Source organism: Streptomyces viridosporus T7A, from assembly GCF_008704515.1.
GTDB lineage: Bacteria > Actinomycetota > Actinomycetes > Streptomycetales > Streptomycetaceae > Streptomyces > Streptomyces viridosporus.
The window spans coordinates 5996550-6021150 of sequence record NZ_CP023700.1 but is presented as its reverse complement, the minus strand read 5'-3'; the positions used below and the strand labels follow the sequence as shown (position 1 = coordinate 6021150).

Annotated in this window: 20 protein-coding genes and 1 pseudogene; 10 read left to right on the top strand and 11 right to left on the bottom strand. The window is 72.3% G+C overall.

Annotated elements, in window-relative coordinates; translation table 11 throughout:
• Positions 1–28 precede the first annotated feature (28 nt).
• Positions 29–1543: an aminotransferase class III-fold pyridoxal phosphate-dependent enzyme gene (locus CP969_RS27820; protein WP_016824390.1), complete on the bottom strand. Its 1515-nt coding sequence runs from the start codon at positions 1541–1543 to the stop codon at positions 29–31.
• A 284-nt stretch (positions 1544–1827) separates the two neighbouring features.
• Here CP969_RS27820 and CP969_RS27815 point away from each other — a divergent pair, with 284 nt between their 5' ends.
• On the top strand, positions 1828–3048 hold the full coding sequence (locus tag CP969_RS27815) for a trypsin-like serine peptidase (RefSeq protein WP_026084825.1): 1221 nt from the start codon (positions 1828–1830) through the stop codon (positions 3046–3048).
• 130 nt (positions 3049–3178) lie between these two features.
• Positions 3179–4388, top strand: a pseudogene (locus tag CP969_RS27810) (hypothetical protein).
• A gap of 66 nt (positions 4389–4454) precedes the next feature.
• On the opposite strand, the gene hflX reads toward CP969_RS27810, so the two are convergent.
• From hflX to miaA, 5 genes are all read right to left on the bottom strand, one after another.
• Positions 4455–5948 (bottom strand): GTPase HflX, encoded by a 1494-nt coding sequence (hflX, locus tag CP969_RS27805; RefSeq protein ID WP_016824392.1) that lies wholly within the window; start codon positions 5946–5948, stop codon positions 4455–4457.
• Between the two features lie 738 nt (positions 5949–6686).
• A complete protein-coding gene (locus tag CP969_RS27800; RefSeq protein ID WP_016824393.1) occupies positions 6687–8855 on the bottom strand; it encodes a RelA/SpoT family protein in 2169 nt (722 codons plus the stop codon).
• A gap of 301 nt (positions 8856–9156) precedes the next feature.
• Positions 9157–10026 carry a diaminopimelate epimerase gene (dapF, locus tag CP969_RS27795; RefSeq protein ID WP_004982605.1) on the bottom strand — a complete coding sequence of 290 codons (870 nt, stop codon included), beginning with the start codon at positions 10024–10026 and terminating at the stop codon, positions 9157–9159.
• Positions 10027–10085: 59 nt separating this feature from the next.
• Complete coding sequence (locus tag CP969_RS27790) at positions 10086–10589, bottom strand: hypothetical protein (RefSeq protein ID WP_016824394.1); 504 nt, start codon at positions 10587–10589, stop codon at positions 10086–10088.
• Positions 10590–10696: 107 nt separating this feature from the next.
• On the bottom strand, positions 10697–11635 hold the full coding sequence (gene miaA / locus CP969_RS27785) for a tRNA (adenosine(37)-N6)-dimethylallyltransferase MiaA (RefSeq protein WP_016824395.1): 939 nt from the start codon (positions 11633–11635) through the stop codon (positions 10697–10699).
• 183 nt (positions 11636–11818) lie between these two features.
• On the opposite strand from miaA, the gene CP969_RS27780 reads away from it, so the two are divergent.
• Positions 11819–12088, top strand: a complete 270-nt coding sequence (locus CP969_RS27780) for a hypothetical protein (RefSeq protein ID WP_016824396.1) — start codon at positions 11819–11821, stop codon at positions 12086–12088.
• A 23-nt stretch (positions 12089–12111) separates the two neighbouring features.
• Positions 12112–12381, top strand: a complete 270-nt coding sequence (locus tag CP969_RS27775) for an antitoxin (protein ID WP_016824397.1) — start codon at positions 12112–12114, stop codon at positions 12379–12381.
• Between the two features lie 87 nt (positions 12382–12468).
• Here CP969_RS27775 and CP969_RS27770 read toward each other — a convergent pair whose 3' ends face one another.
• The 3 genes from CP969_RS27770 to CP969_RS27760 form a co-directional block, all read right to left on the bottom strand.
• Positions 12469–13185 carry a class III extradiol dioxygenase subunit B-like domain-containing protein gene (locus tag CP969_RS27770; protein ID WP_016824398.1) on the bottom strand — a complete coding sequence of 239 codons (717 nt, stop codon included), beginning with the start codon at positions 13183–13185 and terminating at the stop codon, positions 12469–12471.
• 224 nt (positions 13186–13409) lie between these two features.
• Positions 13410–14927: a tRNA (N6-isopentenyl adenosine(37)-C2)-methylthiotransferase MiaB gene (gene miaB, locus CP969_RS27765; RefSeq protein ID WP_004982616.1), complete on the bottom strand. Its 1518-nt coding sequence runs from the start codon at positions 14925–14927 to the stop codon at positions 13410–13412.
• 405 nt (positions 14928–15332) lie between these two features.
• On the bottom strand, positions 15333–15740 hold the full coding sequence (locus CP969_RS27760; RefSeq protein ID WP_016824400.1) for a pyrophosphohydrolase domain-containing protein: 408 nt from the start codon (positions 15738–15740) through the stop codon (positions 15333–15335).
• A 105-nt stretch (positions 15741–15845) separates the two neighbouring features.
• Between CP969_RS27760 and CP969_RS27755 the strand changes: the two genes are divergently transcribed.
• Complete coding sequence (locus CP969_RS27755) at positions 15846–16841, top strand: TAXI family TRAP transporter solute-binding subunit (protein ID WP_004982618.1); 996 nt, start codon at positions 15846–15848, stop codon at positions 16839–16841.
• Here the strand turns inward: CP969_RS27755 and CP969_RS27750 are convergent.
• Positions 16820–18253: a sensor histidine kinase gene (locus CP969_RS27750; RefSeq protein WP_004982619.1), complete on the bottom strand. Its 1434-nt coding sequence runs from the start codon at positions 18251–18253 to the stop codon at positions 16820–16822. The genes CP969_RS27755 and CP969_RS27750 overlap by 22 nt on opposite strands.
• A gap of 9 nt (positions 18254–18262) precedes the next feature.
• The gene (locus CP969_RS27745; protein ID WP_016824401.1) at positions 18263–18949 is read right to left on the bottom strand and encodes a response regulator transcription factor; all 687 of its coding nucleotides are present in this window, start codon (positions 18947–18949) and stop codon (positions 18263–18265) included.
• A gap of 284 nt (positions 18950–19233) precedes the next feature.
• Here CP969_RS27745 and CP969_RS27740 point away from each other — a divergent pair, with 284 nt between their 5' ends.
• The 5 genes from CP969_RS27740 to CP969_RS27720 all read left to right on the top strand — a co-directional run bounded on the left by CP969_RS27740 (position 19234) and on the right by CP969_RS27720 (position 24513).
• Positions 19234–20010 (top strand): amino acid ABC transporter ATP-binding protein, encoded by a 777-nt coding sequence (locus tag CP969_RS27740; RefSeq protein ID WP_026084828.1) that lies wholly within the window; start codon positions 19234–19236, stop codon positions 20008–20010.
• An 83-nt stretch (positions 20011–20093) separates the two neighbouring features.
• Positions 20094–20942, top strand: coding sequence for a glutamate ABC transporter substrate-binding protein (locus CP969_RS27735; protein ID WP_016824403.1), 849 nt, complete (start codon positions 20094–20096; stop codon positions 20940–20942).
• A gap of 84 nt (positions 20943–21026) precedes the next feature.
• Complete coding sequence (locus tag CP969_RS27730; protein WP_004982626.1) at positions 21027–21692, top strand: amino acid ABC transporter permease; 666 nt, start codon at positions 21027–21029, stop codon at positions 21690–21692.
• Positions 21689–22603 (top strand): amino acid ABC transporter permease, encoded by a 915-nt coding sequence (locus tag CP969_RS27725; protein WP_016824404.1) that lies wholly within the window; start codon positions 21689–21691, stop codon positions 22601–22603. Before CP969_RS27730 ends, CP969_RS27725 begins: the two co-directional genes overlap by 4 nt.
• Before the next feature lie 290 nt (positions 22604–22893).
• A complete protein-coding gene (locus tag CP969_RS27720) occupies positions 22894–24513 on the top strand; it encodes an FAD-dependent monooxygenase (RefSeq protein ID WP_016824405.1) in 1620 nt (539 codons plus the stop codon).
• Positions 24514–24601 lie beyond the last annotated feature (88 nt).

The window sequence follows — 24601 nt, the reverse complement described above, 5'->3', positions numbered from 1 at the left end:
ACCGGGGCGCTCGTGCGCCGCGGTCACGTCACCCCGGCGGCTCGGTGCCGCCCGCGGGGCGAGGGGGTGCGTGGTGCGGGTGGCGGGGCTGTTCCGTCCGGCGGTGGGCGAAGCGGTCGCGCGCCGCCGTCTGGAGCGCATCGGCAAGTCGGTCGAGCACCACGCCCGCCTGCTCATCGGTGGTCGTCAGCGGCGGGAGCAGCCGTACGACGCTCGCGCAGGGGCCGCTCAGGTCGATGATCAGGCCACGCCGCAGGCACTCCCGCCGTACGGCGGCCGCGAGTCCGGGCGCGGCGGGACGGGGCCGGCCCCCGGCCGTGCCGTCCGGCGCCACGGCCGGCCCCGGACCGGTGGTGCCGCGGTCGCTGCCGTCGTCCCCGCCCTCCGGATCCACCAGCTCGATCCCGATCATCAGCCCCCGCCCGCGTACCTCCCCCACACAGGCGAGCTCACCCGCGAGTGTCCGCAGCCGGTCCAGCATGCGGGCGCCCAGCCCGGCCGCGTGTGCGGCGAGGCCGTTCTCGCGGACGTGGCCGAGGACCGCCGTGCCCGCGGCCATGGCGAGCTGGTTGCCGGGGAAGGTCCCGGCACCGGGGGCGCGGTCGTCGAGGTCGTCCCGGTGGACCACGACGGTCAGCGGCAGGCTTCCCCCGATGGCCGCGGACAGCACCATCGCGTCGGGCGTGACTCCGCTGTGCTCCACTGCCCAGAAGGCGCCGGTCCGTCCGACCCCCGTCAGAGTCTCGTCGACGATCAGAGGGACGGACCGGTCGGCCGTCAGACGCCGTATGCGCCGCAGCCAGGCATCCGGTGCCGGAAGCACCCCGCCGTCGCCCTGCACGGGCTCGAGGATCATCCCGGCGGGAAGCGGTACGCCGGTGGCAGGACCGCCGAGGACGGTCTCGGTCCAACGGGCGGCCAGTTCGGCTCCGCGCTCGCCTCCGATGCCGAAGGGGCAGCGGTAGTCCTGCGGATAGGGCAGCAGGGTGGTCTGCGCATCGGAGGGTGCGGCGCGGGTCGCATCCGGAGATCCGCCGGCCGGCGCAGGGTGGGCGCCGGTGAACGCGAGGACGCCGGTGCGACCGGTCGCCGCGCGTACGAGCCGGAGGGCGGTCGCCACGGCGTCGGTGCCGGCCGGTCCGCAGAAACGCACGTGTGCGCGGTCGGCGAGTCCCGGGGGCAGTGTGCGGAACAGCTCGGTGACGAAGGCGTCCTTCACCGGGGTCGCCAGATCGGGGACGTGAAGGGGCGCACCCGAGTCGATGACCTTGCGGATCGCCTCGAGCACCACGGGGTGGTTGTGCCCGAGCGCGAGCGTTCCGCCGCCGGAGAGGCAGTCGAGATAACGCCGTCCGTCCGCGCCCTCGATGGTCATTCCGCGCGCTCTCACCGGGACGACCGGCAGGGCACGGGCGTAGGTGTGGGCCGTGGGCTCCCGCGCGGGCTGTCGGCGCGGGACGCCCTCGCGCGCGGTGGTGTCCCCCGCCGCGGCCCGGACGGCCGGGCTGGTCGCTTTCCGCCCCTCGTAGGTGAATTCCACCACCGTCCTCCGTCCTCCACGGCGCTCCCGCCGACCACGGGCACGGGCACGCCGCGCGGACGGCGGGTCCCACCGCTACCAACCCCGGACCGCTCACCGGGTTACGGGTTGCCTCAAGATCCCTGCCGTGACGGAACCGTTGCCGTTCCGTCGGGTGTCCCCCACGGCGAGCACATAGTGTGTGGTGCCGTTCCCGGAGGCCGTGAGAGCGCCTGTGAACTGCGCGTCGGTTCAGGTGCGAACACGGTCGAAGCACCACGTTCGTCCACCTCAGGGGGAGTCAGATCATGCGATCCATACGGCCGTCGTCCACCGCTCGACGAGAGGGGAGGGCGCGGCGCGGAACCTCCCCCGTCCTGGCCGCCGTGGCGCTCGCCTCGGCGCTCGCGCTCACCGCCACCGCCTGTGGTTCGGGGGACGCCGACGCGGGCTCCGACACCTCCGCGACCGCCGCCGCCGACGACGGCAAGCTCAAGATCCCGGACGACATCAAGGACCGGCTCAAGGAGCACGGGATCGACCTCGACAAGTGGCGGGACGGCGCGTGGAAGGACTGGAGCAAGGACGACTGGCTGCGCGAGGCCAACGAGTTCATCAACCCGATCATCGAGGACCTGTGGGACCCGGACCGCATGCGGGACGCCGAGGAACCAGAGCAGGAAGTCGACGAGAGCGACATCTCCGGTGACCAGGGTGTGACGGACCCGACCCCGGAGCCGGTGCAGGCGCAGGCCGTTCCGCCGTCGTACCACGCCAACGCCCCCACGGCCGGAAAGGTCTTCTTCGACTCCCCCGAGGGCACGATGGTCTGCTCCGCGACGGTGGTGCAGGACCCGGCCAACCCCGGCAAGTCCAACATGGTCTGGACGGCCGGCCACTGCGTGCACGCCGGCAAGAAGGGCGGCTGGTACCGCAACATCGCCTTCGTGCCGTCGTACAACGACGGGGGCAAGTCGGCCAAGGAGCTCGAGAGCGCCACCCAGGAGGAGATCGCTCCGTACGGCATCTGGTGGGGTGACTGGGCGCAGACGTCGGACCAGTGGATCGAGCAGGGCGGCTCGACGGGCGGTGACGGCGCCGCGTACGACTTCGCCGTCATCCATGTGACGCCGGAGAAGGGCAGTGGCGGCAAGTCGCTGGAGGAGACGGTCGGTTCGGCACTGCCGGTGGACTTCAAGGCCCCGGCCGTGCCGCAGATGAAGGAGATGACGGCGATCGGTTACCCGGCCGCTCCGCCGTACGACGGCCAGACGCTGTACCGCTGCCAGGACCGCCCGGGCCGGCTGTCCCTCGCCGCGTCCGACCCGACGATGTACCGCATCGGGTGCAGCATGACCGCCGGCTCGTCCGGCGGTGGCTGGGTCGCGACGGGTTCGGACGGCAAGCCGGCCCTGGTGTCCAACACCTCGATCGGCCCGGTGACATCGGGCTGGCTGGCCGGTCCGCGGCTGGGTGAGGAGGCCAAGGGCGTGTACGACGCGGTCAGCGAGAAGTTCGCCGGGCAGTGACCGGCCCGTCCCTTCCCGCGGGCCGCCGGGCCCGCGGGAAGGGACGCCGCGGGGCACCGGACCGCCGGCACCACCGCACGCGCTCACGTGCGGCACCACGTTCGTCCGCTTCGACGGGGGCCGTCGCACCATGCGTTCCACGCGCCCGTCCGCACCGCCCGGGCGAGGGCGGCGCACCGTCCTCGCCGCCACCGGGCTCCTCACCGTCCTGGTGCTCACCGCGACCGCGTGCGGTGGTTACGGGGAGGACACCGCGAGCGGCAAGCCCGACGCCACCGCCTCGCAGGCCTCCGACGGCAGCGGCGAGGCGGGATCGGCATCCCGTCCGACACCGCGGACAGGCTCAAGGAGCACGGGGTTGGCGTCGACCGGCGGAAGGGCGGCGCGTGGCAGGACTGGGACGAGGACAAGTGGCTCAGTGAGGCCGGGGACTTCGTCAACCCGGTGATCGAGGGCCTGTGGAAGCCGGAGCGGACGCGCTCCGCCGAGGAGGCCGACAAGCCGTCTCGACCAGGGAAGCGAAGGCGGCCCAGGGGGTCAGCGGCCCGGAGCCGGCCCCGGTCCGGGCGGAGGCCGAGAGGACGCCCCACCACGACAACGCGGCCCCGGTCGGCAAGGTCTTCTTCGACTCCCCCCAAGGTCCGAGCGTCTGTTCCGGCACGGTCGCCAAGGACGTGAACCACCCGGGCGAGCCCGACCTCGTGTGGGCGGCCGGGCACCGCGTGCACGCCGACGGCGACGGCGGCTGGTACCGCGACATCGTCTTCGTCCCGGCCTCCGACGACCTCGGCAGGTCCGAGGCGGACCTGACCGACGCGGGCGCCTCCGAGATCGCGCCCTGAAGCAACTGGTGGGCGGACTGGGCCTCGACCTCGGGCGGCTGGACCCGGGGCGGCTCGAAGAGCGGCGGTGACGGAGCGGCGTACGACTACGCCGTGCCGCACGTGAAGCCGGAGCAGGGGGCCGAGTCCCTGGAGGAGACGGTCGGCGCCGCGCTCGACGTGGACTTCTCCGCCCCCTCGGCGGCCGAGGCGGGCATGATGGGTGCCTGGGGCTCCCCGGCCGCGCCGCCCTACGACAGTCCGCGGATGTTCAAGTGCCTCGACGCCCCGGGCCGGTTCTCGCTCGGCCCGAACCTGCCGACGATGCACCGCATCGGCCGCACCATGACCGGCGGTTCGTCCGGCGGTGGCTGGGGCCGCGTGGTCGACGGCGAGACCGTGCTGGTCTCCAGCACCTCGATCGGCCCGCTCGACAACACCTGGCTGGCGGGCCCGCTGCTGGGCAAGGACGCGGAGGCGCTCTACCGCAACATGAGCGAGACCTGCGGCGGCCGGTGATCCGGACGCGCCGAAGGCCCGCCCCCCGCCGTGAGCGGGGGGCGGGCCTTCGCACCGGGTGAAGGGTCAGCCGGCCGCCGCCGGAACGTACGGCGCGAGTTCCGCCGCCAGTTCCTCGTGCACCCGCGCCTTGAGCAGGGTGCCCTCCGGGGTGTGCTCCTCGGAGATCACCTCGCCCTCGTCGTGGGCACGGGCGACCAGCTTGCCGTGGGTGTACGGCACCAGCGCCTCGATCTCCACCGAGGGGCGGGGCAGCTCGGCGTCGATGTACGCGAGCAGCTGCTCGATGTTCTGGCCGGTGCGGGCCGAGACGGCGAGGGACCGCTTCTCCACCCGCAGCAGTCGCTGGAGGGTGAGCGGGTCGGCCGCGTCGGCCTTGTTGATCACGACGATCTCGGGCACGTCGGTGGCGCCGACGTCCCGGATCACCTCGCGCACCGCGGCCAGCTGCTCCTCCGGGTTCGGGTGCGAACCGTCCACCACGTGCAGGATCAGGTCGGAGTCGCCGACCTCCTCCATCGTGGAGCGGAAGGCCTCGACCAGGTGGTGCGGCAGGTGCCGGACGAATCCGACCGTGTCGGCCAGCGTGTACAGCCGTCCGCTCGGGGTCTCGGCCCGGCGCACGGTCGGGTCGAGGGTCGCGAACAGGGCGTTCTCGACCAGTACACCCGCGCCGGTGAGGCGGTTGAGCAGCGAGGACTTGCCCGCGTTGGTGTAGCCCGCGATGGCCACGGACGGCACCTTGTTGCGCTTGCGCTCCTGGCGCTTGACCTCACGGCCGGTCTTCATCTCCGCGATCTCGCGGCGCATCTTCGCCATCTTCTCGCGGATCCGGCGCCGGTCGGTCTCGATCTTGGTCTCACCGGGACCGCGGGTGGCGAGGCCGCCGCCCTTGCCGCCGCCCATCTGCCGGGACAGCGACTGACCCCAGCCGCGCAGCCGCGGCAGCATGTACTGCATCTGCGCGAGCGAGACCTGCGCCTTGCCCTCTCGGGACTTGGCGTGCTGGGCGAAGATGTCCAGGATCAGGGCCGTACGGTCGATGACCTTGACCTTGACGACGTCCTCGAGGTGGATCAGCTGGCCCGGGCTGAGCTCACCGTCGCAGATGACGGTGTCCGCGCCCGTCTCGAGCACGATGTCGCGCAGCTCCTCGGCCTTGCCGGAGCCGATGTAGGTCGCCGCGTCGGGCTTGTCGCGGCGCTGGATCACGCCGTCGAGCACGAGGGCGCCGGCCGTCTCCGCGAGGGCGGCGAGTTCCGCGAGGGAGTTCTCCGCGTCCTGCACGGTTCCCGAGGTCCACACGCCGACGAGTACGACCCGCTCCAGGCGGAGCTGCCGGTACTCGACCTCGGTGACGTCCTCGAGCTCGGTGGAGAGTCCCGCGACACGGCGCAGGGCCGCGCGCTCGGAGCGGTCGAACTGGTCGCCGTCCCGCTCTCCGTCGATCTCGAGGCTCCAGGCGACGTCCTCTTCCATCAGGGCATCGGCCCGAAGACCCTCGGGGTGGGTGTGCGCGAAGCGCTTGGTGTCCTGGGAAGGGGAAGAAGAGGAGGTCATTGGGTCCTTACGTCGATGGGAAGCCGTCTGCGGCGACGGAGTGGGCTTCGGCTGCCCGTCGGGCTCCGGGTCCGGTCGGTGGGACCTGTCCCCGGAACCTTCCGTCACTGTCCTCAACGTACGGGTACCCCGGGAGATTCCCGTGTCCCGCGCCGTGCGGACCTGACGATGGTCGCACGGGACGGCCCGTCTCGTCATCGTGTTATTCCCGGTCCTCGCCCGGTCGATGCACGGGCGCGCCCGGCCGTGGGCGGGTGTCACGGCCCGCGGCGCGGGCTCCCCCTGCGGGTGTCCGGGCGCCGTCGGGGTCGTGGCTCCGTGGAGCCGGGGGTCCGGGAAGCCGACCGGGTCGCGTCCGGCGACTGCGGAGGCGAGCCGGACGGAGTCGGCGGTCGTGGCCGTGTCGTCCCGGTGGGGGAACACCGCCTTGTCGGAGGGGTGGTCGTCGCACGGGAGCACCAGGTGGGCGGCGTCGGCCTGGGCGGAGGCGAGCAGCGCGGTGGCCGCCCGCCGACGGCGGACGTGGGGGCCCGACCGCGAAGTGCCTGACCGCGGGGCCCGGCCGCGGAGTCCGGCCGGGTGGAGTGAGCAGCGCGGCCCCGCGGCCGTCAGCGCGCGTGCGCTGCGGCGACGGCGCGCTCCGGGCCCACCCGACCGGCCGGGCGAGGCGTCGCACCGGCTGTCCGCGGCCGGGACGGCCACCGGATGTACGGGAGGCCCGCCCCCGCTCGGGAGGCGTCAGGCGCCCGGCGTCTGCGGCTGCGCCCGGCTCACGTCGTACACGCCGGCCACGTTGCGCATCGCGCGCATGAGGGCGGGCAGCCCCGCGGCGTCCGGCAGCTGCACGGTGTACGTGTGCCGCACCTGCTGCCGGGTCGGCGGTTCGACGGTGGCGGAGACGATCTCGGCGCCTTCGAGGGCCATGGCCTCGGTGAGGTCCGCGAGCAGGTGGGGACGGACGAACGATTCCGCGACCAGCGTGACCCGGCACTCGGCACCCTCCCCCCAGCGCACGCCGACCTCCGCGCGCCCGGATCCCGTCATGCGCGCGACCGCGGCGCACTCGACCCGGTGCACGGTGACGGCTCCCCCGCGCACGGCGAAGCCGGTCACCTCGTCGGGCGGCACGGGCGTGCAGCAGCGGGCGAGCCGCACGGCCGCGCCGGGCCGGTCGACCAGGACCTGGGCGGCGGCGGGACGGCCGGGGACCGTGTCCGGCGCCTGGGGGGCCTGCGGAGCGGCGGGGTCGCCGGCGGCCGGCCGCGCGTCCGCCGCGGGTTCCGCCGCGGGGGCGGCGTCCTGCGCGGGATGGGTGGCCAGCCACCGCTGGATGGCGATGCGGGCCGCGGGGGTGTGGGCGTGCTCCAGCCACTCCCTGGAGGGCTCCGAGGCGGGGTCCTGGCCCATGAGGAGCTGGACGGTGTCGCCGTCCTTCAGGACGGTGCTCAGCGTCGCCAGACGGCCGTTGACCCGGGCGCCGATGCACGCGTGGGCGTCCTCACCGTACTGCGCGTACGCGGCGTCCACGCAGGTCGCCCCCTCGGGCAGGCCGAGCGTGCCGCCGTCGGGGCGGAAGACGGTGATCTCGCGGTCCTGGGCGAGGTCCTCGCGCAGGGTGGACCAGAAGGTGTCGGGGTCGGGCGCGGCCCGCTGCCAGTCCAGCAACCGCGAGAGCCAGCCGGGCCGGGTGGGGTCGGCGCGTTCGCCGTCGCTCGCGGGCTGTTCCTCCGACGGGGCCGCGTAGGGGTTGCCGAGGGCGACGACTCCGGCCTCGGCGACCTTGTGCATCTGGTGGGTGCGGATGAGGACTTCGACGACCTGGCGGTCCTCGCGTGCCACGGCGGTGTGCAGCGACTGGTACAGGTTGAACTTCGGTACGGCGATGAAGTCCTTGAACTCCGACACCACGGGCGTCATGCAGGTGTGCAGCTCGCCGAGGACGCCGTAGCAGTCGGCGTCCTCGTTCACCAGCACCAGCAGGCGGCCGAAGTCGACGCCGCGCAGCCGCCCGCGTTTGCGGGACACGCGGTGGACGGAGACGAGGTGGCGGGGGCGGATGAGGACTTCGGCGGCGATGTCGGCCTCGCGGAGCACCTTGCGCACGTCCTCGGCGACCTCGGCGAGCGGGTCGTCCGCACGGGCGGCGTTGCGGACGACCAGCTCCCGTGTGCGCTCGTACTCCCCGGGGTGGAGGATCGCGAAGACCAGGTCCTCCAGTTCCGTCTTGAGCGCCTGGACACCGAGGCGTTCGGCGAGGGGGATCAGGACGTCCCGGGTCACCTTGGCGATGCGCTCCTGTTTCTCGGGGCGCATCACTCCGAGGGTGCGCATGTTGTGCAGGCGGTCCGCGAGTTTGATCGACATCACGCGGACGTCGCTGCCGGTGGCGACGAGCATCTTGCGGAAGGTCTCGGGTTCGGCGGCGGCGCCGTAGTCGACCTTCTCCAGCTTGGTGACGCCGTCGACGAGGTAGCGGACCTCCTCGCCGAACTGCTCCCGCACCTGGTCGAGCGTCACGTCCGTGTCCTCCACGGTGTCGTGGAGCAGGGAGGCCGTCAGGGTCGTGGTCTCCGCGCCGAGTTCGGCGAGGATCAGGGTCACGGCGAGCGGGTGGGTGATGTACGGCTCGCCGCTCTTGCGCATCTGGCCGCGGTGGGAGGACTCGGCCAGGAGGTAGGCGCGGCGCAGGGGCTCGAGGTCGGCGTCGGGGTGGTGCGCGCGGTGGGCGTCGACCACGTGGCCGATGGCGTCGGGGAGCCGGTCGCGGGTGGCGGGGCCGAGCAGCGCCGCGCGTCCCAGTCGGCGCAGGTCGATCCGGGGCCGGGCCTTTCTGCGCGACCCCGCGGGTGTGGCGTGACCAGACGTCACGGAGCCCGGGGTCGCAGGGTTGGCGGCCTCCGCGTTCATGGGCACCTCCGGCTGCGTGGACCGGTGGACGGCGCGCCCCAGGGCGGACTCGGGCTCGGGAGGCGGCGTGCGCCTCCCCCGTCCGGGCCGGTGCTTGATGCTACCCAGCCCGACCCGGTGCGACCGACCGCCTCCCGTCGAGCGTGAAACGGATCACTCCTTCGAGCGAAGGCCCTTCCCGGGGCGGTTTCACGCCACCCGGTCGACGGTCCACCGTGGTCTCGAAGAGAGATACGGTCCCGCACCCACTTATGTCCGCGTCCGACCGGCCCGGGGCCGGGGCACCGGTCCGCCGCCCCGCTCAACGGAGGGCGTTTTCCAGCCACTCCGCTTCGATCTCCCCCTCGGCGACGATCACCGCGGGGCCGGTCATCTCGATCCCGCCGTCGGGCCGTTCGGTGATCACCAGGGTGCCGCCGGGCACGTCCACGGTGTACGTGGCCGGGGTGCCGGTGACGCTCGGGTCGACGCCGTCCCGGCGGGCGGTGGCCACGGCGACCGCGCAGGCGCCCGTGCCGCACGAACGGGTTTCGCCGGCACCGCGCTCGTGCACCCGCAGCGCCACGTGCCGCGGGCCGCGGTCGACCACGAACTCGACGTTCACGCCGTCCGGGTAGGCGGAGGCCGGACTGACGGGGGGCGGGGCGAGCAGGTCGCCGGCGTGGGCGAGGTCGTCCACGAAGGCCACCGCGTGCGGGTTGCCCATGTTCACGTTCCGCGCGGGCCAGCTGCGCTCGCCGACGCTCACCGTGACGTCGCCCTCGGGAAGCAGCGCCTTGCCCATGCCGACGGTGACGTCACCGTCCTTGGCGATGTGCACGGTCTTCACGCCTCCGCGTGTGGCGACCGCGAGATCCCCCTCGGCCACATGTCCGGCGCGCTGGAGATAGCGCGCGAACACACGCACCCCGTTGCCGCACATCTCGGCGATCGAGCCGTCGCCGTTGCGGTAGTCCATGAACCACTCGGCCTCGTCCGCCATGGCCCGGCCCTCGGGGTGCGCCTCGGACCGCACCACGTGCAGCAGTCCGTCGGCGCCGATGCCCGCACGGCGGTCGCACAGGGCGGCGACGGCGGCCGGGGACAGGTCGAGGGCGTTCTCCGGGTCCGGGACGATCACGAAGTCGTTCTCGGTGCCGTGCCCCTTGAGGAAGGCGATCCGCGTGCTCATTCCTCGATCGTACGGGGTGGGCGCGGCAGCGCCCTCCCCGCCGGCGACCGGGCCGGGCGTCAGCGGAGCCGGGCGACCCGCCAGACGGCCAGGGCCACCACCGCGGCGACCATCACGGCGTAGCCGGCCACGACCCGCCAGTCGGGTCTGCCTCCGGATCCCCTGGCCGGCAGGCCCGGCCAGGTGTAGCCCACCCGGCGGGCGGCCATCATTCCCCACCCGGCCGAGCAGGAGCAGATCAGCAGGCCCAGCATGGCGATCACGGCCCCGCTGTCGCCGAAGTCGAAGGCGAGGGGGAAGGCGAACATCAGGGAACCGACCCCGGCCAGGCCGACGATGGGTGCGAGCTGCCAGATGCGCAGTCGGCGCTGCGGGCGCAGCTCGACCTCGACCTCGTCACCGCCCGTGAACATCTGGTCCGGCTCGGGGCCGTCGTCGGTCACACCGCCCTGCACCTCCTCGGGCCCGTCGGGGCTGAGGCGGTCGGTCTCCTGCTCCGGCGCACCCCGCTCGGTGGTGAGGTGCTCGGTGCCGTGTGCGGTGTCACGAGGGCCGGCCTCCATCGCCACGCGCCCTCCCAACTTGGACTCCACTGGTCGATCGAAGCTCGATGATGGCACGGCGTCACAGGCCCCGATGACGGCCTGGGCGTCCCGATGCCATGACGTGATCAGGCTGTAACCGGTCGTTCGACCAACGACAACGCGAGCCGCGGAAGTTCCCCGAGGTCGGCCGCGGCCCCACTCAACCAGTGCACCCGGGGATCGCGCCTGAACCACGAATCCTGACGGCGCGCGAAGCGCTTGGTGGCACGCACGGTCTCGGACCGCGCCTCCTCCAGGGTGCACTCGCCGGCGAGCGCGGCGAGGACCTGCTGGTAGCCGAGCGCGCGCGAGGCCGTACGCCCTTCGCGCAACCCCTGCGCCTCCAGTGCGCGCACCTCCTCCACCAGACCCGCCTCCCACATCCGGTCGACCCGGCGGGCGATGCGCTCGTCCAGCTCGGGCCGGGCCACGTCGACGCCGATCTGGAGGGTGTCGTAGACCGAGTCGTGGCCGGGGAGGTTGGCGGTGAAGGGCCGGCCGGTGATCTCGATCACTTCGAGTGCCCGGACGATGCGGCGGCCGTTGCTCGGCAGAATGGCCCGCGCGGCCTCGGGGTCCGCGGCGGCGAGGCGCGCGTGCAGCGCGCCCGGGCCGCGCAGGGTGAGCTCCTCCTCCAGGCGGGCCCTGATCCCGGGGTCGGTGCCCGGGAACTCCAGGTTGTCGATGGCTCCGCGGACGTAGAGGCCGGAGCCGCCGACCAGGACGGGCCAGCGCCCCTCGGCGAGCAGCGCGTCGATCCGGGCCCTCGCCAGGCGCTGGTACTCGGCGACGGACGCGGTGACGGTCACGTCCCAGACGTCCAGCAGATGGTGCGGAACGCCGCCCCGCTCCTCGGGCGTCAGTTTGGCGGTGCCGATGTCCATCCCCCGGTAGAGCTGCATGGAGTCCGCGTTGACGACTTCACCGCCCAGCTTCCGGGCCAGGAAAACGCCCAGATCGGACTTTCCGGCCGCAGTGGGACCGACGACGGCGATGACGCGGGGGGCGAGGGGTGCGCTGCTCACCGATCCAGTCTCCCAAACCTCTCGGCCCGCTCTCGAACGAGTTACGTGACGCGGCCGTCACGGGGTCGTTGCCCGTTGCGAGTCTCCTGCCGCCGGAGCACGGCGGCGGCGACCCCGGGTCACGCGAACGGGCCCACCGGGTCACGCGGAATGTCGCTCGCACGAGTAACGTATGGAGTGGATATGGGCGTTTTTGCACGGATTTTTCGGAGGTCGAAGGCCACGGAGGAGACGCGGACCGACGAGGCCCGGGACGGCCGGACGGCAGCCGGGCCGCAGACGGAGGACACGGCCGGGACCGCGCAGTCGAAGGCATCGGCCGAGACGCCGAAGACCGACGGGCCGGCGGTGCAGGAGGCCGACGGGGTCACCGGCACCGACGGCGTCGAGATCCCGAAGCAGCAGTCCTCCGAGGCCGTCGGCAGCGAGGCCGACAAGGGCGCCCGCACGTAGACGCCCGCGAGGGAAGGTGCATCATGGGTCTCCTGAACAATCTGAGGACCAAACTCGACCCGGCCAAGGGCAAGGTCTCCGACCTCGCGCACCAGCACGGGGGCAAGATCCAGCACGGTCTGGACAAGGCCGCGCGGGCCGTCGACGAGCGGACCAAGGGCAAGTACCGCGACAGGATCCAGACGGGCACGGGAAAGGCCAAGAGCGCCATGGACCGACTCGCGCACAAGAACGACCCCGGTCCGGGAAAGGGCGACACGACGCCGCCGGCCGGACCACCGCCCGCCTCCTGAGCGGTACGACGCCGGACGGCCGTGGAGCACCTCGAGGGCTCCACGGCCGTCCGCCGTTGCTCCGGCCGGATCCGGCCCGGCCGGTTCCTACGACCAGGTGGCCACGATGTAGCCCACCCCGTACGGGGCGTCCTCGTAGAGCAGCGCCCCCTCCAGGTCCGGGTTTCCGGCCGCGGCGCCCGCGAGGACCTGCCAGGGGGCACGGCCGGACGCCTTCAGCTCGCGTGCCAGGCCGGTGTCCAGCGCGCGCAGGGCCGCGGTGTCGGCAGCGCCCAACGCGCGCGCGATCTCCGCGTCGAAGGGGGCCGCACGCTCGTCGAGGTAGCCCGGCGCCTTGAGGGTGCGGCAGGCGCTGGCGTCGCCCAGCACCAGCATCGCCACCCGCTCCGCTCGCGTGGCGATCGCCCCTCCCTCTTCGACGCACCGCTCGGCCGTCAGGGGTTCCCCCACTCCCAGCCCCTCGACGGGGGCGTCCGCCCACCCGGCCCTGCCCAGCAGCCATGCGCCCACGGCGAGTCCGTAGGGGAGTTCCGGCCCGGCCGGCCCGCCCCTGTCCGGACCCAGCCGTACGTCCAGGTCGACGCCGAAGCCGCGAAAGGACCCCGGGGTGCCCTCCGGGTAGCTCTCGGGGCCGGCGGCCGCCGCCGGTCCGACCACCACGAGCCGGTCGGGCCGGGCGGCGGCGAGCACGCCCAGCGCGTCCGTGCACGCGGTGCGCGCGGCGTCCAGCTCGGCGGCGGCACCCGCGGCGACCTCGGGAACGAGCAGCGGCGGACAGGGGCAGACTGCGGCGGCGACTAGCATGATCGGCAGCCTACTGCGGCGGCCCGGAACGGCGCCCCCGCCTCAGGGGCGCCGTTCCGGCAGCGCTCGGCGAAGCACTGACCGACTCCGTGCGTGCACGCCGTACCGTCCGCGACGCGCCTCCTCGCGCGTGCCCCCGGCGCGTGCGACCGGCCGGAGCCCGGCGTCCGACTCCGTCACGACGGCCCGCCGAGCCGTGCGTCCGCCCCCTCGTCGCGGACCGGTCAGTCGACGGCGCAGCCCCCGGTGACCGCCGGCAGCGGCTCGGGCACGCCCACTTTGGGCAGGCCGAGCATGACGCCCGCCGGCTTGGCGGCCTCGGCGGCGTTCCGCTTCTCCCAGGCGTCACCCGCGCGGGTGCGGCGCACGTCCCGCACGGGTCCCTCGGCGAGCAGGTGGTGCGGGGCGGCATAGGTGATCTCGACGGTGACCACGTCGCCGGGGCGGACCTCCTGCTCCGGCTTGGTGAAGTGCACCAGACGGTTGTCGGGGGCACGGCCGGAGAGACGGTGGGTGGTGTCGTCCTTGCGGCCCTCGCCCTCGGCGACCATCAGCTCCAGGGTGCGCCCCACCTGCTTCTTGTTCTCCTCCCAGGAGATCTCCTCCTGGAGGGCGACGAGCCGCTCGTACCGCTCCTGGACGACCTTCTTGGGGATCTGGCCGTCCATCTCGGCGGCCGGGGTGCCCGGGCGCTTGGAGTACTGGAAGGTGAACGCCTGCGCGAAGCGGGCCTCGCGGACGACGTGCAGGGTCTGCTCGAAGTCCTCCTCGGTCTCACCGGGGAAGCCCACGATGATGTCGGTGCTGATCGCCGCGTGCGGGATGGCGGCGCGGACCTTCTCGATGATGCCGAGGTAGCGCTCCTGCCGGTAGGAGCGGCGCATCGCCTTCAGGACCGCGTCCGAGCCGGACTGGAGGGGCATGTGCAGCTGCGGCATCACGTTCGGCGTCTCGGCCATGGCGGCGATGACGTCGTCGGTGAAGTCGCGCGGGTGCGGCGAGGTGAAGCGGACGCGCTCCAGGCCGTCGATCCTCCCGCAGGCCCGCAGCAGCTTGCTGAACGCCTCGCGGTCGCCGATGTCGGAACCGTAGGCGTTCACGTTCTGGCCGAGCAGGGTGATCTCCGAGACACCCTCGGCGACCAGGGCCTCGATCTCGGCGAGGATGTCGCCGGGGCGCCGGTCCTTCTCCTTGCCGCGGAGCGCGGGGACGATGCAGAAGGTGCAGGTGTTGTTGCAGCCGACGGAGATCGACACCCAGGCCGCGTACGCGCTCTCGCGGCGGGTCGGCAGCGTGGAGGGGAAGGCCTCCAGCGACTCGGCGATCTCGACCTGTGCCTCCTCCTGGACGCGGGCGCGCTCCAGGAGGACGGGCAGCTTGCCGATGTTGTGCGTACCGAAGACCACGTCGACCCAGGGCGCGCGCTTCACGATCGTGTCGCGGTCCTTCTGGGCCAGGCAGCCGCCGACCGCGATCTGCATGCCGGGGCGCCGCGCCTTCTTGGGGGCGAGGTGTCCCAGGTTGCCGTACAGCTTGTTGTCGGCGTTCTCGCGCACGGCGCAGGTGTTGAAGACGACGACGTCCGCGTCGCCGTCGGAGCCCTCGGGGGCGCGGACGTAGCCCGCGTCCTCCAGCAGCCCGGCCAACCGCTCGGAGTCGTGGACGTTCATCTGGCACCCGTAGGTGCGTACTTCATAGGTGCGCGTGCCGCCCACTGACTGGCTCCGGTCGATGCTGCTCATGCCCTAAGGGTAGGCGGTGCCGCGGACGGCCTCCGCCGTCGAGGCCGTGCTCCCGGGTCCGGCGTTCCCGGGACGTGCGCCGGCCCCGCACGGCCGGGCGGTACGCGGTGGGCGGAGCCGGGGGCGTGACGGGGCGCGGGCACCGTCGGCGGACGGGTACGACGGTGATCCGGGTCGCCGGGAGTTCTCGATCATTTCCTCGGCGGCCCGGAGCGGGCCGGGAAACTCCGCCACCGGGCGAAGGAGAGACGTCGCCGGATCCGGTCGGGCACCGCGGGAAACGAGCGGACCACGGGTGTCGTGCCCACGGGGACGCGAGCGAGCCGCCGGGTTTCCTCCGTGTGCGCCGGGAATTCCCGGCGCACACGGAATCGACCGTACGACCGGGCGGTGCCGCTCAGTCGCTCAGTCCTCCCCGCGCGGCGCCCAGCCCTGTCGCCGCAGGACCGCCGACACGTCCGGGGCCTCGTAGTGCCCGCCCTTGAGGACCTTGCCGTCGGCGCGGCGGCTGATCTGTCCGTCCGGGCCCAGCTTGGTCATGTTGGAGCGGTGGATCTCGGCGATGACCGCGTCGAGGTCGATTCCGTGGACGAGTGCCGTGCCGTACGCGACGTAGACGACGTCGGCCAGTTCGTGGGCGAGCCGGTCGAGCGGGCCCTCCACCGACACCTCGGCGACCTCCGCGGCCTCCTCGGCCAGCAGTTCGCCGCGGTGGGCGGCCAGATCCGGCGAGACCTCGGACGGGGTGTCGCGGACGTCCAGCCCGAAGGCGCGGTGGAACTCACGGACCAGGTCGGCGGGCGAAGGACTCATGCGGCGACTGTAGCGGCCGCCTCGGACACCCTTGGGCCCGCGCACGGGTCCGGGCTGTGAGCCCCGCCCTGGTCAGCGGGGCTCCGGGCTGGCAGGATCGCGCGCATGTCCCACGCGCTGTCCCGGATCGGCGGGCGCCGGGCCCTGCGGGGCGCGGTCGCCGGCTTCGTGGCGCTCGGGCTGCTGCTGTGGTGGCTGGCGCCCTGGAGCGAAGAGCCGCCCGGCGGGACGATCACGCTGAGCACGGGAACGCGCCCGGGGGTCTACCAGAAGTACGGCGAACTCCTGCGCACCTCGCTCGGCACGCACATGCCCGACCTCGAGGTCCGGCTGGAGACGAGTGACGGCTCGCAGGAGAACGTACGGCGCGTGGCGACCGGGCAGGCCGACTTCGCGATCGCCGCGGCCGACGCGGTGGAGACGTACCGGCTGAGCGGCCTGTCGGGCGCCGACCGGCTGCGCGGGGTGGCACGCCTGTACGACGACTACGTGCAGCTCGTGGTCCCGCCCGACTCCGGCATCCGCTCCGTCGCGGACCTGCGGGGCAAGCGGGTCGCCATAGGGTCGCCCAAGTCGGGGGTCCGGCTCATCGCCAACCGGGTGCTCAGGGCGGCCGGCATCGACCCGGAGACGGACATCAGGCCCTCCTCGGACGGTATCGACACCGGGCCGGGGCGGCTGGGACGGGGGCTGGACGCGTTCTTCTGGTCGGGTGGACTGCCCACGGACGGCCTGAAGACGCTCGCCGAGGATTCCACTCTGCGGTTCGTCCCGATCGGCGCCGACCTCGTCGCCGAGCTGCACAAGCAGGGCGGTGCCGCGCGCTACTACCGGGCCACCAACATGCCGGAGTCGGCCTATCCCGGCAGCCAGTCCGGCGCGGCCGTCCCGACGATGGCGGTGTCCAACCTCCTGATCACCAGGGCGGACGCGGATCCCCGGCTCACCGAGTGGCTGACCCGCGTGGTGCTCAAGAGCCGGGACCGCATCGGGGCGGACGTCCACTCCGCGCAGCTGGTCGACGTACGCACCGCCATCTACACGGACCCGCTCCGGCTGCACGAGGGCGCCCGCCGCTACTACCGGTCCGTCAAGCCCTGAGCCGCCGTCTCACTCGTGGGGGCGTTCCTCGGTACCGTCACCGTCACCCTCAGCCCGTGCGGCTCGTGGCGGTCGTAGGCGAGGGAGCCGCCGCCCGCCGCGAGCAGCGCCCGGGAGATGGACAGGCCCAGACCGGAGCCCTTGATGTTCTGGTGCCGGCCGCTGCGCCAGAAGCGGTCGCCGATACGGGTGAGTTCCTCGTCGGTCAGGCCCGGGCCGTTGTCGGTGACGACGACGGTGGAGGTGTCGCCGTTGGAGGTGACGGCCACCTCGACGCTCTCGCCCCCGGGCGTGAACTTCACCGCGTTGTCGATGATCGCGTCCAGCGCGCTGGAGAGCGCGACCGGGTCGGCCCATGCCGTGGTCGGCGGGCAGTTCCCGACCAGGCGGACCCCCTTGGCCTCGGCGGTGGGAGCCCAGGCCGCGACGCGCTCGCCGGTCAGCGCGCCGATGTCGGTGACCTGGAGCTGGGCCTCGCTGTGCTCGGCGAGCGCCAGGTCGAGCAGGTCGTCCAGGACCTGTGCCAGGCGCTTGCCCTCGGCCTGGACCGAGGCGATCTCCTCATTGCCCTCGGGCAGCTCGAGGGCCAGCAGTTCGATGCGCAGCAGCAGCGCCGAGAGCGGGTTGCGCAGTTGGTGGGAGGCGTCGGCGACGAAGGCGCGCTGCTGCTCCAGCACGCTTTCGACATGGTCCGCCATCTCGTTGAACGACCGGGCGAGGCGTCTGAGCTCCGGGGGGCCGCCCGCCACGGCGACCCGGGACTTCAGCCGCCCGGTGGCGATGTCGTGGGTGGTGGCGTCCAGCACCCGCACTGGTCTGAGCACCCAGCCGGTCAGGCGCAGGGCCGCGCCGACGGCCAGCAGCATGGCCGCGGCCTCGCCCGCGCCGATGACCAGCCAGCCCTGCAGGATGCGGGAGCGCATGGGCCCGGTCGGCGAGTCGGTGACGACGACCGCGACGACATCACCGTCCCGGATGACCGGTGAGGCCACCACGAGGCTGTGCCGCTGCCAGGGCCACACCTGCTCGGGGTCGTGGCTGCGGCGGCTGAGCAGGGCCTCCTGGAAGGCGCCCCGCACCTCGCCCGACCGCGGGAGGAGCCAGTTGTCCGGGGCGTGCGCCATGGACGAGTCGTTGCGGTAGAACACACCGGCGCGGATGCCGTAGACCTCGTAGTAGCTGCGCAGTTCGTTGCGGAGCGTCTCCTGGCGCTCGTTGATGTCCCCGGTGGCCGGGTCGGACGGCTCGGTGACGAACTGGGCGAGGGCCGCGAAGCGCGCCGTGTCGTCGATCCGGTCGACGACGACCTTCTGCTGCTGCGCGCCGGCCAGGCTCACGGCGAGCGGGACGCCGAGCGCGAGGAGGACGGCCGCCATCAGGACGATGAGCAGCGGAAGCAGACGTGTGTGCACCCGGCCCCGCTAGGCCGCGGGCGCGACGAGCCGGTAGCCGACTCCGCGTACCGTCTCGATGAGGGCCGGCATGCGCAGCTTGGCGCGCAAGGAGGCGACGTGCACCTCCAGGGTGCGGCCGGTCCCCTCCCAGCTGGTGCGCCACACCTCGCTGATGATCTGCTCCCGGCGGAAGACGACCCCCGGCCGCTGGGCGAGCAGGGCCAGCAGGTCGAACTCCTTGCGGGTGAGCTGGACGACCGAGCCGTTCACGCTGACCTGGCGGGTCGGCAGCTCTATGCGCACCGGGCCCAGGCGCAGCTCGGCCTCGGCGGCGCCGGTGGTCTCCTCGTGGACGGTGCGCCGGCTGACGGCGTGGATCCGGGCCAGCAGCTCCCCCGTGTCGTACGGCTTGACCACGTAGTCGTCGGCGCCGAGGTTGAGGCCGTGGATGCGGGAGCGCACGTCGGAGCGGGCAGTGACCATGATCACCGGTGTGCTGGTGCGCTTGCGGATCCTGCCGCAGACCTCGTAGCCGTCCTGGTCGGGCAGGCCCAGGTCGAGCAGGACGACGCCGAAGCCGTTGCCCTCGGGGACGAGCGCCTGGAGGGCCTCCTCGCCGCTGCGCGCGTGGGTGACGTCGAACCCGTGCCGGGCCAGCACCGCCGACAGGGCGGCGGCGACGTGGTTGTCGTCCTCGACCAGGAGCAGTCTCACCGGGTCCCCTTTCCGTTCATCGGCCGTACGATCTTCCCGGGTACAAAACGCATGGACGCGCGCATGCACCTTGCAGTGACGCCGATGGACGACGACGGCGTCAAGAGGATTCCGGTTGCGCTTTCGTACCGTTACCCGGCCGAAATGCGCCCTGCTCACAAGTGCTACGACATGTGTCCGATTGCTATCGGATCGTGATGCTCAGATTCCCCTCAGATGTAATGACGCAGGCCTGAAGGGTTACTACTGTCCTCCGAAACCGAGGAGGACGGAGCCTGAGAGCGATGACCGAAGTAGCGGTGGCCAAGGAAGATGTGGCCGCGACCGGCGATCTGGTCGTCCTGAAGAGCGTCAACAAGCACTTCGGCGCGTTGCACGTACTCCAGGACATCGACCTGACGATCACTCGTGGCGAAGTCGTCGTGGTCATCGGGCCTTCCGGGTCCGGGAAGTCCACCCTGTGCCGCACCATCAACCGTCTGGAGACGATCGACTCCGGGTCGATCGCGATCGACGGCAAGCCCCTGCCCGACGAGGGCAAGGAGCTCGCCCGGCTGCGGGCCGACGTGGGGATGGTCTTCCAGTCCTTCAACCTCTTCGCGCACAAGACCGTGCTCGAGAACGTGACGCTGGGCCAGGTCAAGGTTCGCAAGAAGGACAAGAAGGCCGCCGAGGAGCGGGCCCGCGCCCTGCTCGACCGGGTCGGCGTGGGCGCGCAGGCCGAGAAGTACCCCGCGCAGCTCTCCGGTGGCCAGCAGCAGCGTGTCGCCATCGCACGGGCCCTGGCGATGGAGCCCAAGGTCATGCTCTTCGACGAGCCGACGTCGGCTCTCGACCCGGAGATGATCAACGAGGTTCTGGAGGTCATGCAGCAGCTCGCCCGCGACGGCATGACCATGATCGTCGTCACCCATGAGATGGGGTTCGCCCGTTCGGCAGCGAACCGCGTGGTGTTCATGGCCGACGGCCGCATCGTCGAACAGGCCGCGCCGGAACAGTTCTTCAGCAATCCGCGCAGCGACCGCGCCAAGGACTTCCTGTCGAAGATCCTTCACCACTGACGGCGCACCCCGCGCCCTGACGACTTGCGTCACCGGACATTCGACCGGACCGCATCACTTCACCAGTCATAAGGATGTGCACCATGAACCTCCGCAAGGTCACCGCCGCCTCGGCCGCCGTGTTCGCCCTCGCCCTGACCGCGACCGCCTGTGGCGATGGTGACGGCGGCGACTCCAACGGCTCGGGGTCGTCGGGCGGCGACAAGAAGAAGATCACCATCGGCATCAAGTTCGACCAGCCGGGCCTGGGCCAGAAGACCCCGCAGGGCTACGCGGGCTTCGACGTGGACGTCGCCACGTACGTCGCCAAGAAGCTCGGCTACGACGAGAAGCAGATCGAGTGGAAGGAGTCGAAGAGCGCCGACCGCGAGACCATGCTGCAGCGCGGCGACGTCGACTTCATCGCCGCCACCTACTCGATCACCCCGGAGCGCGAGGCGAAGGTCGACTTCGCCGGCCCGTACCTGCTCGCCCACCAGGACGTGCTGATCCGTGCCGACGACGACTCGATCAAGTCGCCGGAGGACCTGAACGACGCCAAGCTGTGCTCGGTCACCGGCTCGACCTCGGCGCAGAACGTCAAGGACAAGCTGGCGCCCAAGGCGCAGCTCCAGCCGTACCCGACGTACTCCGCCTGCCTGCCCGGCCTGCAGAACGGTGCCGTCGACGCGCTGACCACCGACGACTCCATCCTCGCCGGCTACGCCGCCCAGGATCAGTTCAAGGGCAAGTTCAAGCTCGGCGGCTTCAAGCTGACCAACGAGAACTACGGCATCGGCGTCAAGAAGGGCAGCGACCTCAAGGCGAAGATCAACGACGCGCTGGAGGCCATGGTCTCCGACGGCTCCTGGGAGAAGGCCGTGAAGGACAACTTCGGTCCGGCCAACTACCAGTACGAGCCCGCGCCGAAGATCGGCGACGTCAAGAGCTGAGGCCTCGCCTGACAGGGTGCGCCGCCCCGGATGCGGGGCGGCGCACCGGTGCGGGCATCCCTACACGCGGAAGCGCGGGAGATCGTGTTCGACTTTCTTGAAGATTACGACCTGCTGGGGGCCTTCTGGACGACGGTGCAGCTCGCTGTGCTCTCCGCCGTCGGCTCCCTGATCTGGGGCACCCTACTGGCCGCCATGCGCGTCGGTCCGGTGCCGCTGATGCGCGGTTTCGGGACCGCGTACGTGAACATCGTGCGGAACATCCCGCTGACCGTCATCATCCTGTTCACGTCACTCGGCTTGAACCAGACCCTGGGCATCAGCCTCGGCGCGGACGACTTCGAGACGATCAACTTCCGGCTCGCCGTCCTCGGCCTGATCCTCTACACCTCGGCCTTCGTGTGCGAGGCGATCCGCTCCGGCATCAACACGGTGCCGGTCGGCCAGGCCGAGGCGGCCCGCGCGATCGGCCTCAGCTTCAACCAGGTGCTGGGCCTCGTGGTGCTGCCCCAGGCGTTCCGCTCGTCCGTCGGCCCGCTGGCGAACGTGCTGATCGCGCTCATCAAGAACACCACAGTGGCTGCCGCGATCGGTGTCGCCGAGGCGGCCCTGTTGATGAAGGAGATGATCGAGAACGAGGCGCAGCTGCTGCTGATCTCCGCGGTCATCGCGTTCGGTTTCGTGGTTCTGACGCTGCCGACCGGCCTGTTCCTCGGCTGGGTGGGCAAGAAGGTGGCGGTGAAGCGGTGAGCTCCGTTCTCTACGACGCTCAAGGCCCTCGCGCCAAGCGACGCAACGTCGTCTTCACGGCGGTCTTCCTGGTCGTCCTCGCGGCCTTGCTGTGGTGGGTGTTCAGCACCCTCAACGACAAGGGCCAGCTGGAATGGTTCCTGTGGAAGCCGTTCTTCACCAGCGCCGAGCCGTGGTCCACGTACATCTGGCCGGGTCTGCAGAACACGCTGAAGGCCGCCGCGCTGTCGGTGGTCATCGCGCTGCCGCTCGGTGCCGTCTTCGGCATCGCCCGGCTGTCGGACCACGCCTGGATCCGCGTCCCGGCCGGGATCGTGGTCGAGTTCTTCCGGGCCATCCCCGTCCTGGTCCTGATGATCTTCGGTCTCGCCCTGTTCGCCGAGTACACCAACGTCAGCTCCGACGACCGTCCGCTGTACGCGGTCGTCACGGGTCTGGTGCTGTACAACGCCTCCGTCCTCGCGGAGATCGTGCGCGCCGGCATCCTGTCCCTGCCCAAGGGCCAGGCCGAGGGAGCGATGGCGATCGGCCTGCGCAAGAACCAGGTGATGCGGCTGATCCTGCTGCCGCAGGCGGTCACCGCGATGCTCCCGGCCATCGTCAGCCAGCTCGTCGTCATCGTGAAGGACACCGCCCTCGGCGGCGCCGTCCTCACCTTCCCCGAGCTGCTCGCCTCGGCCAACACGATGAGCGGCTACTACGGCGCCAACGTCATCGCCAGCCTCACGGTCGTGTCCGTGCTCTTCATCGCGCTCAACTTCGCCCTCACCTCCTTCGCCTCCTGGCTCGAGGCGCGGCTGCGCCGCAGCAAGCGCAGCACGGGCGCGGTGCTCGGCGCCGAGGACGTCGAGGAGCTGAACGCGGCCGAGGTCGGGGGATCCCACGGAACCGGTGCGGGCGGCGCCACCTGACGCCCTGTCGTACGACACGACTGTGGCCCGCCGTTTCCCGGCGGGCCACAGTCGTGTCGGGTGACCGGCCGGCATCGCCGGTGCGGGTGAACGGTGCGCCCCGGACTCATATGACGAGCAGTCAAGTAGGGGGACGGCTCCCGCGCCCTCTCATGATCGCCACCGGCCTTCGGTCACTTGACGCAAGCACCGGCAATGGGTTGCATACGTTCTGTGATCGTGCACCCTGCTCCGTCTTTCTGTTCCTCCCCGTCCCTACGGACGTCACTTCGAGCAGGGGGAGCCGCGCCGTGGACCCGGTGATCGTCGTCGGAGCGGGGCCCGTCGGGCTCGCGCTCGCCCTGGCGCTGGCGCGCCAGGAGGTGCCGTGCGTGCTCCTCGACGAGGGGCCGGGCAAGGACGAGCCGCGCCCGGCGCGCACCGTCATGCTGCGCGAGGACACCGCCGCGCTGATGGAGCGGCTGACCGGGGTGCCGCTCGCCCGGGCCGGCTTCCGCCCGGCCGTATGGCGGTCGGTGCGGCGCAAACAGGTGGTGCACGAGATCACCTACGACGACGCCCGGCCCGCGCCCCTGCACATCGCCCAGCACGTCCTGACGGGCGTCCTGCGCGCCGCCCTCGCGCGCGAACGGCTCGTCAAGGTCGCGGTGGACAGCCGTCTGGACTCCCTCGAACAGGAGCCTTCGGGCGTCACCGCCCACACCCGCGGCCCCGGGGGGACCTGGTGGCGCGGCAGTTACCTGGTCGGCTGCGACGGCCCCCGCTCGACCGTGCGCAAGCTCCAGGACATCCGCTTTCCCGGCCGCACGGCGGTGGAACGATACGCCGTGGCCGCGCTGCGCACGGAATTCCCCTGGGACGGCGAGACGCTGCTGCACCGCATGCCGCCGTGGCGCACGACCGGTCCCTCGGCCGGGGAGATCAGCGCGCGTCCGCTGCCGGAGGGGGTGTGGCGGCTGGACTGGCTGCTGCCGCCGGGGAAGGAACTGGTCACGCCGGAGCTGCTGCTGACCCGTGTCCGGGAGACGCTGGCCGGCTGGAACCACGGTGAGACCCCGCCCTACGAGTTGTTGGACACCGGGGTCCACACCGTGCACCACCGGCTGGCCCGGCGTTGGCGGGCCGACCGCGTGTTCCTCGCCGGGGACGCGGCCCACCTGCTCGGCTCGCTGGGCACGCACGGGCTGGACGAGGGACTGCGCGACGTCGACAACCTCGCCTGGAAGCTGGCGCTGGCCTGGCACCACGGTCCGCACGAGGCGCTGCTCGACAGCTACCAGGCCGAGCGCCGCGCGATCGTCTCGGGCCGGCTGCGCGCCGCCGACCAGGTGCTGCCTTTGCTGCGAGGCGGCGGGGGGCTGCGTTCCTATGTCCCGGGGGCCGCCCGGGGGCACGACGCGCTGTTGACGGACGGTCATCTGGGGCGGGGAGCGCTGGGCGCGCCGGGGACGTACGCCGACTCGCCGCTCGCACCCGGCCGCCTCGAGGGCGAGGTGCCCGTCGGAACACCTCCCGGGGCGGCGGTGACGGACGTGCGCGTCACGGCGGAGGACGGCACCTTCGTCCGGTTGCGGGACCGGCTCGGCCGGGGTGCGCTGCTGGTGGTGCTGATCGCGCCGGGCACGGGGGTGTGGGAGCGCAGGCACTGGATGTCCGCCGGGATCATGCCCCGGCTGGCGGCGGCCGTCTCGGCGCTGCCGCATCCGGCCGAGCTGCTGGTCGCCGAGAGCTATCCGGGGGCGGCGGCCCACACCGTTCTGCTGGTACGCCCCGACGGCCATCTGGTGACGGCACTGGGCGGGGTCCGCCCGGCGGACCTGTACGCGGCGGCGGAGGCGGTCGTCGGAGGACCGACGGAGACCAGAGCGAAGGCGAAGACGGAGGCGGAGGCCGGGGCTGCGACGGGCTGAGGTCCGTGGCGAAGGGCGGCTCGCGCCGCATCCGGTCGTGTCGCCCTCACCGTGCGCCCGAAGGCCCGTACGCACGCAGGCTCGTGCG

Bases quoted from the DNA above. Each gene is read 5' to 3' on its own strand.
- CP969_RS27760 (WP_016824400.1), bottom strand. From the start codon at position 15,740: ATGAGTCCTTCGCCCGCCGACCTGGTCCGTGAGTTCCACCGCGCCTTC.
- CP969_RS27775 (WP_016824397.1), top strand. From the start codon at position 12,112: ATGGGTCTCCTGAACAATCTGAGGACCAAACTCGACCCGGCCAAGGGC.
- CP969_RS27780 (WP_016824396.1), top strand. From the start codon at position 11,819: ATGGGCGTTTTTGCACGGATTTTTCGGAGGTCGAAGGCCACGGAGGAG.
- CP969_RS27735 (WP_016824403.1), top strand. From the start codon at position 20,094: ATGAACCTCCGCAAGGTCACCGCCGCCTCGGCCGCCGTGTTCGCCCTC.
- hflX (WP_016824392.1), bottom strand. From the start codon at position 5,948: ATGACCTCCTCTTCTTCCCCTTCCCAGGACACCAAGCGCTTCGCGCAC.
- miaB (WP_004982616.1), bottom strand. From the start codon at position 14,927: ATGAGCAGCATCGACCGGAGCCAGTCAGTGGGCGGCACGCGCACCTAT.
- CP969_RS27815 (WP_026084825.1), top strand. From the start codon at position 1,828: ATGCGATCCATACGGCCGTCGTCCACCGCTCGACGAGAGGGGAGGGCG.
- dapF (WP_004982605.1), bottom strand. From the start codon at position 10,026: ATGAGCACGCGGATCGCCTTCCTCAAGGGGCACGGCACCGAGAACGAC.
- CP969_RS27755 (WP_004982618.1), top strand. From the start codon at position 15,846: ATGTCCCACGCGCTGTCCCGGATCGGCGGGCGCCGGGCCCTGCGGGGC.
- CP969_RS27800 (WP_016824393.1), bottom strand. From the start codon at position 8,855: ATGAACGCGGAGGCCGCCAACCCTGCGACCCCGGGCTCCGTGACGTCT.
- CP969_RS27790 (WP_016824394.1), bottom strand. From the start codon at position 10,589: ATGGAGGCCGGCCCTCGTGACACCGCACACGGCACCGAGCACCTCACC.
- CP969_RS27740 (WP_026084828.1), top strand. From the start codon at position 19,234: ATGACCGAAGTAGCGGTGGCCAAGGAAGATGTGGCCGCGACCGGCGAT.
- CP969_RS27770 (WP_016824398.1), bottom strand. From the start codon at position 13,185: ATGCTAGTCGCCGCCGCAGTCTGCCCCTGTCCGCCGCTGCTCGTTCCC.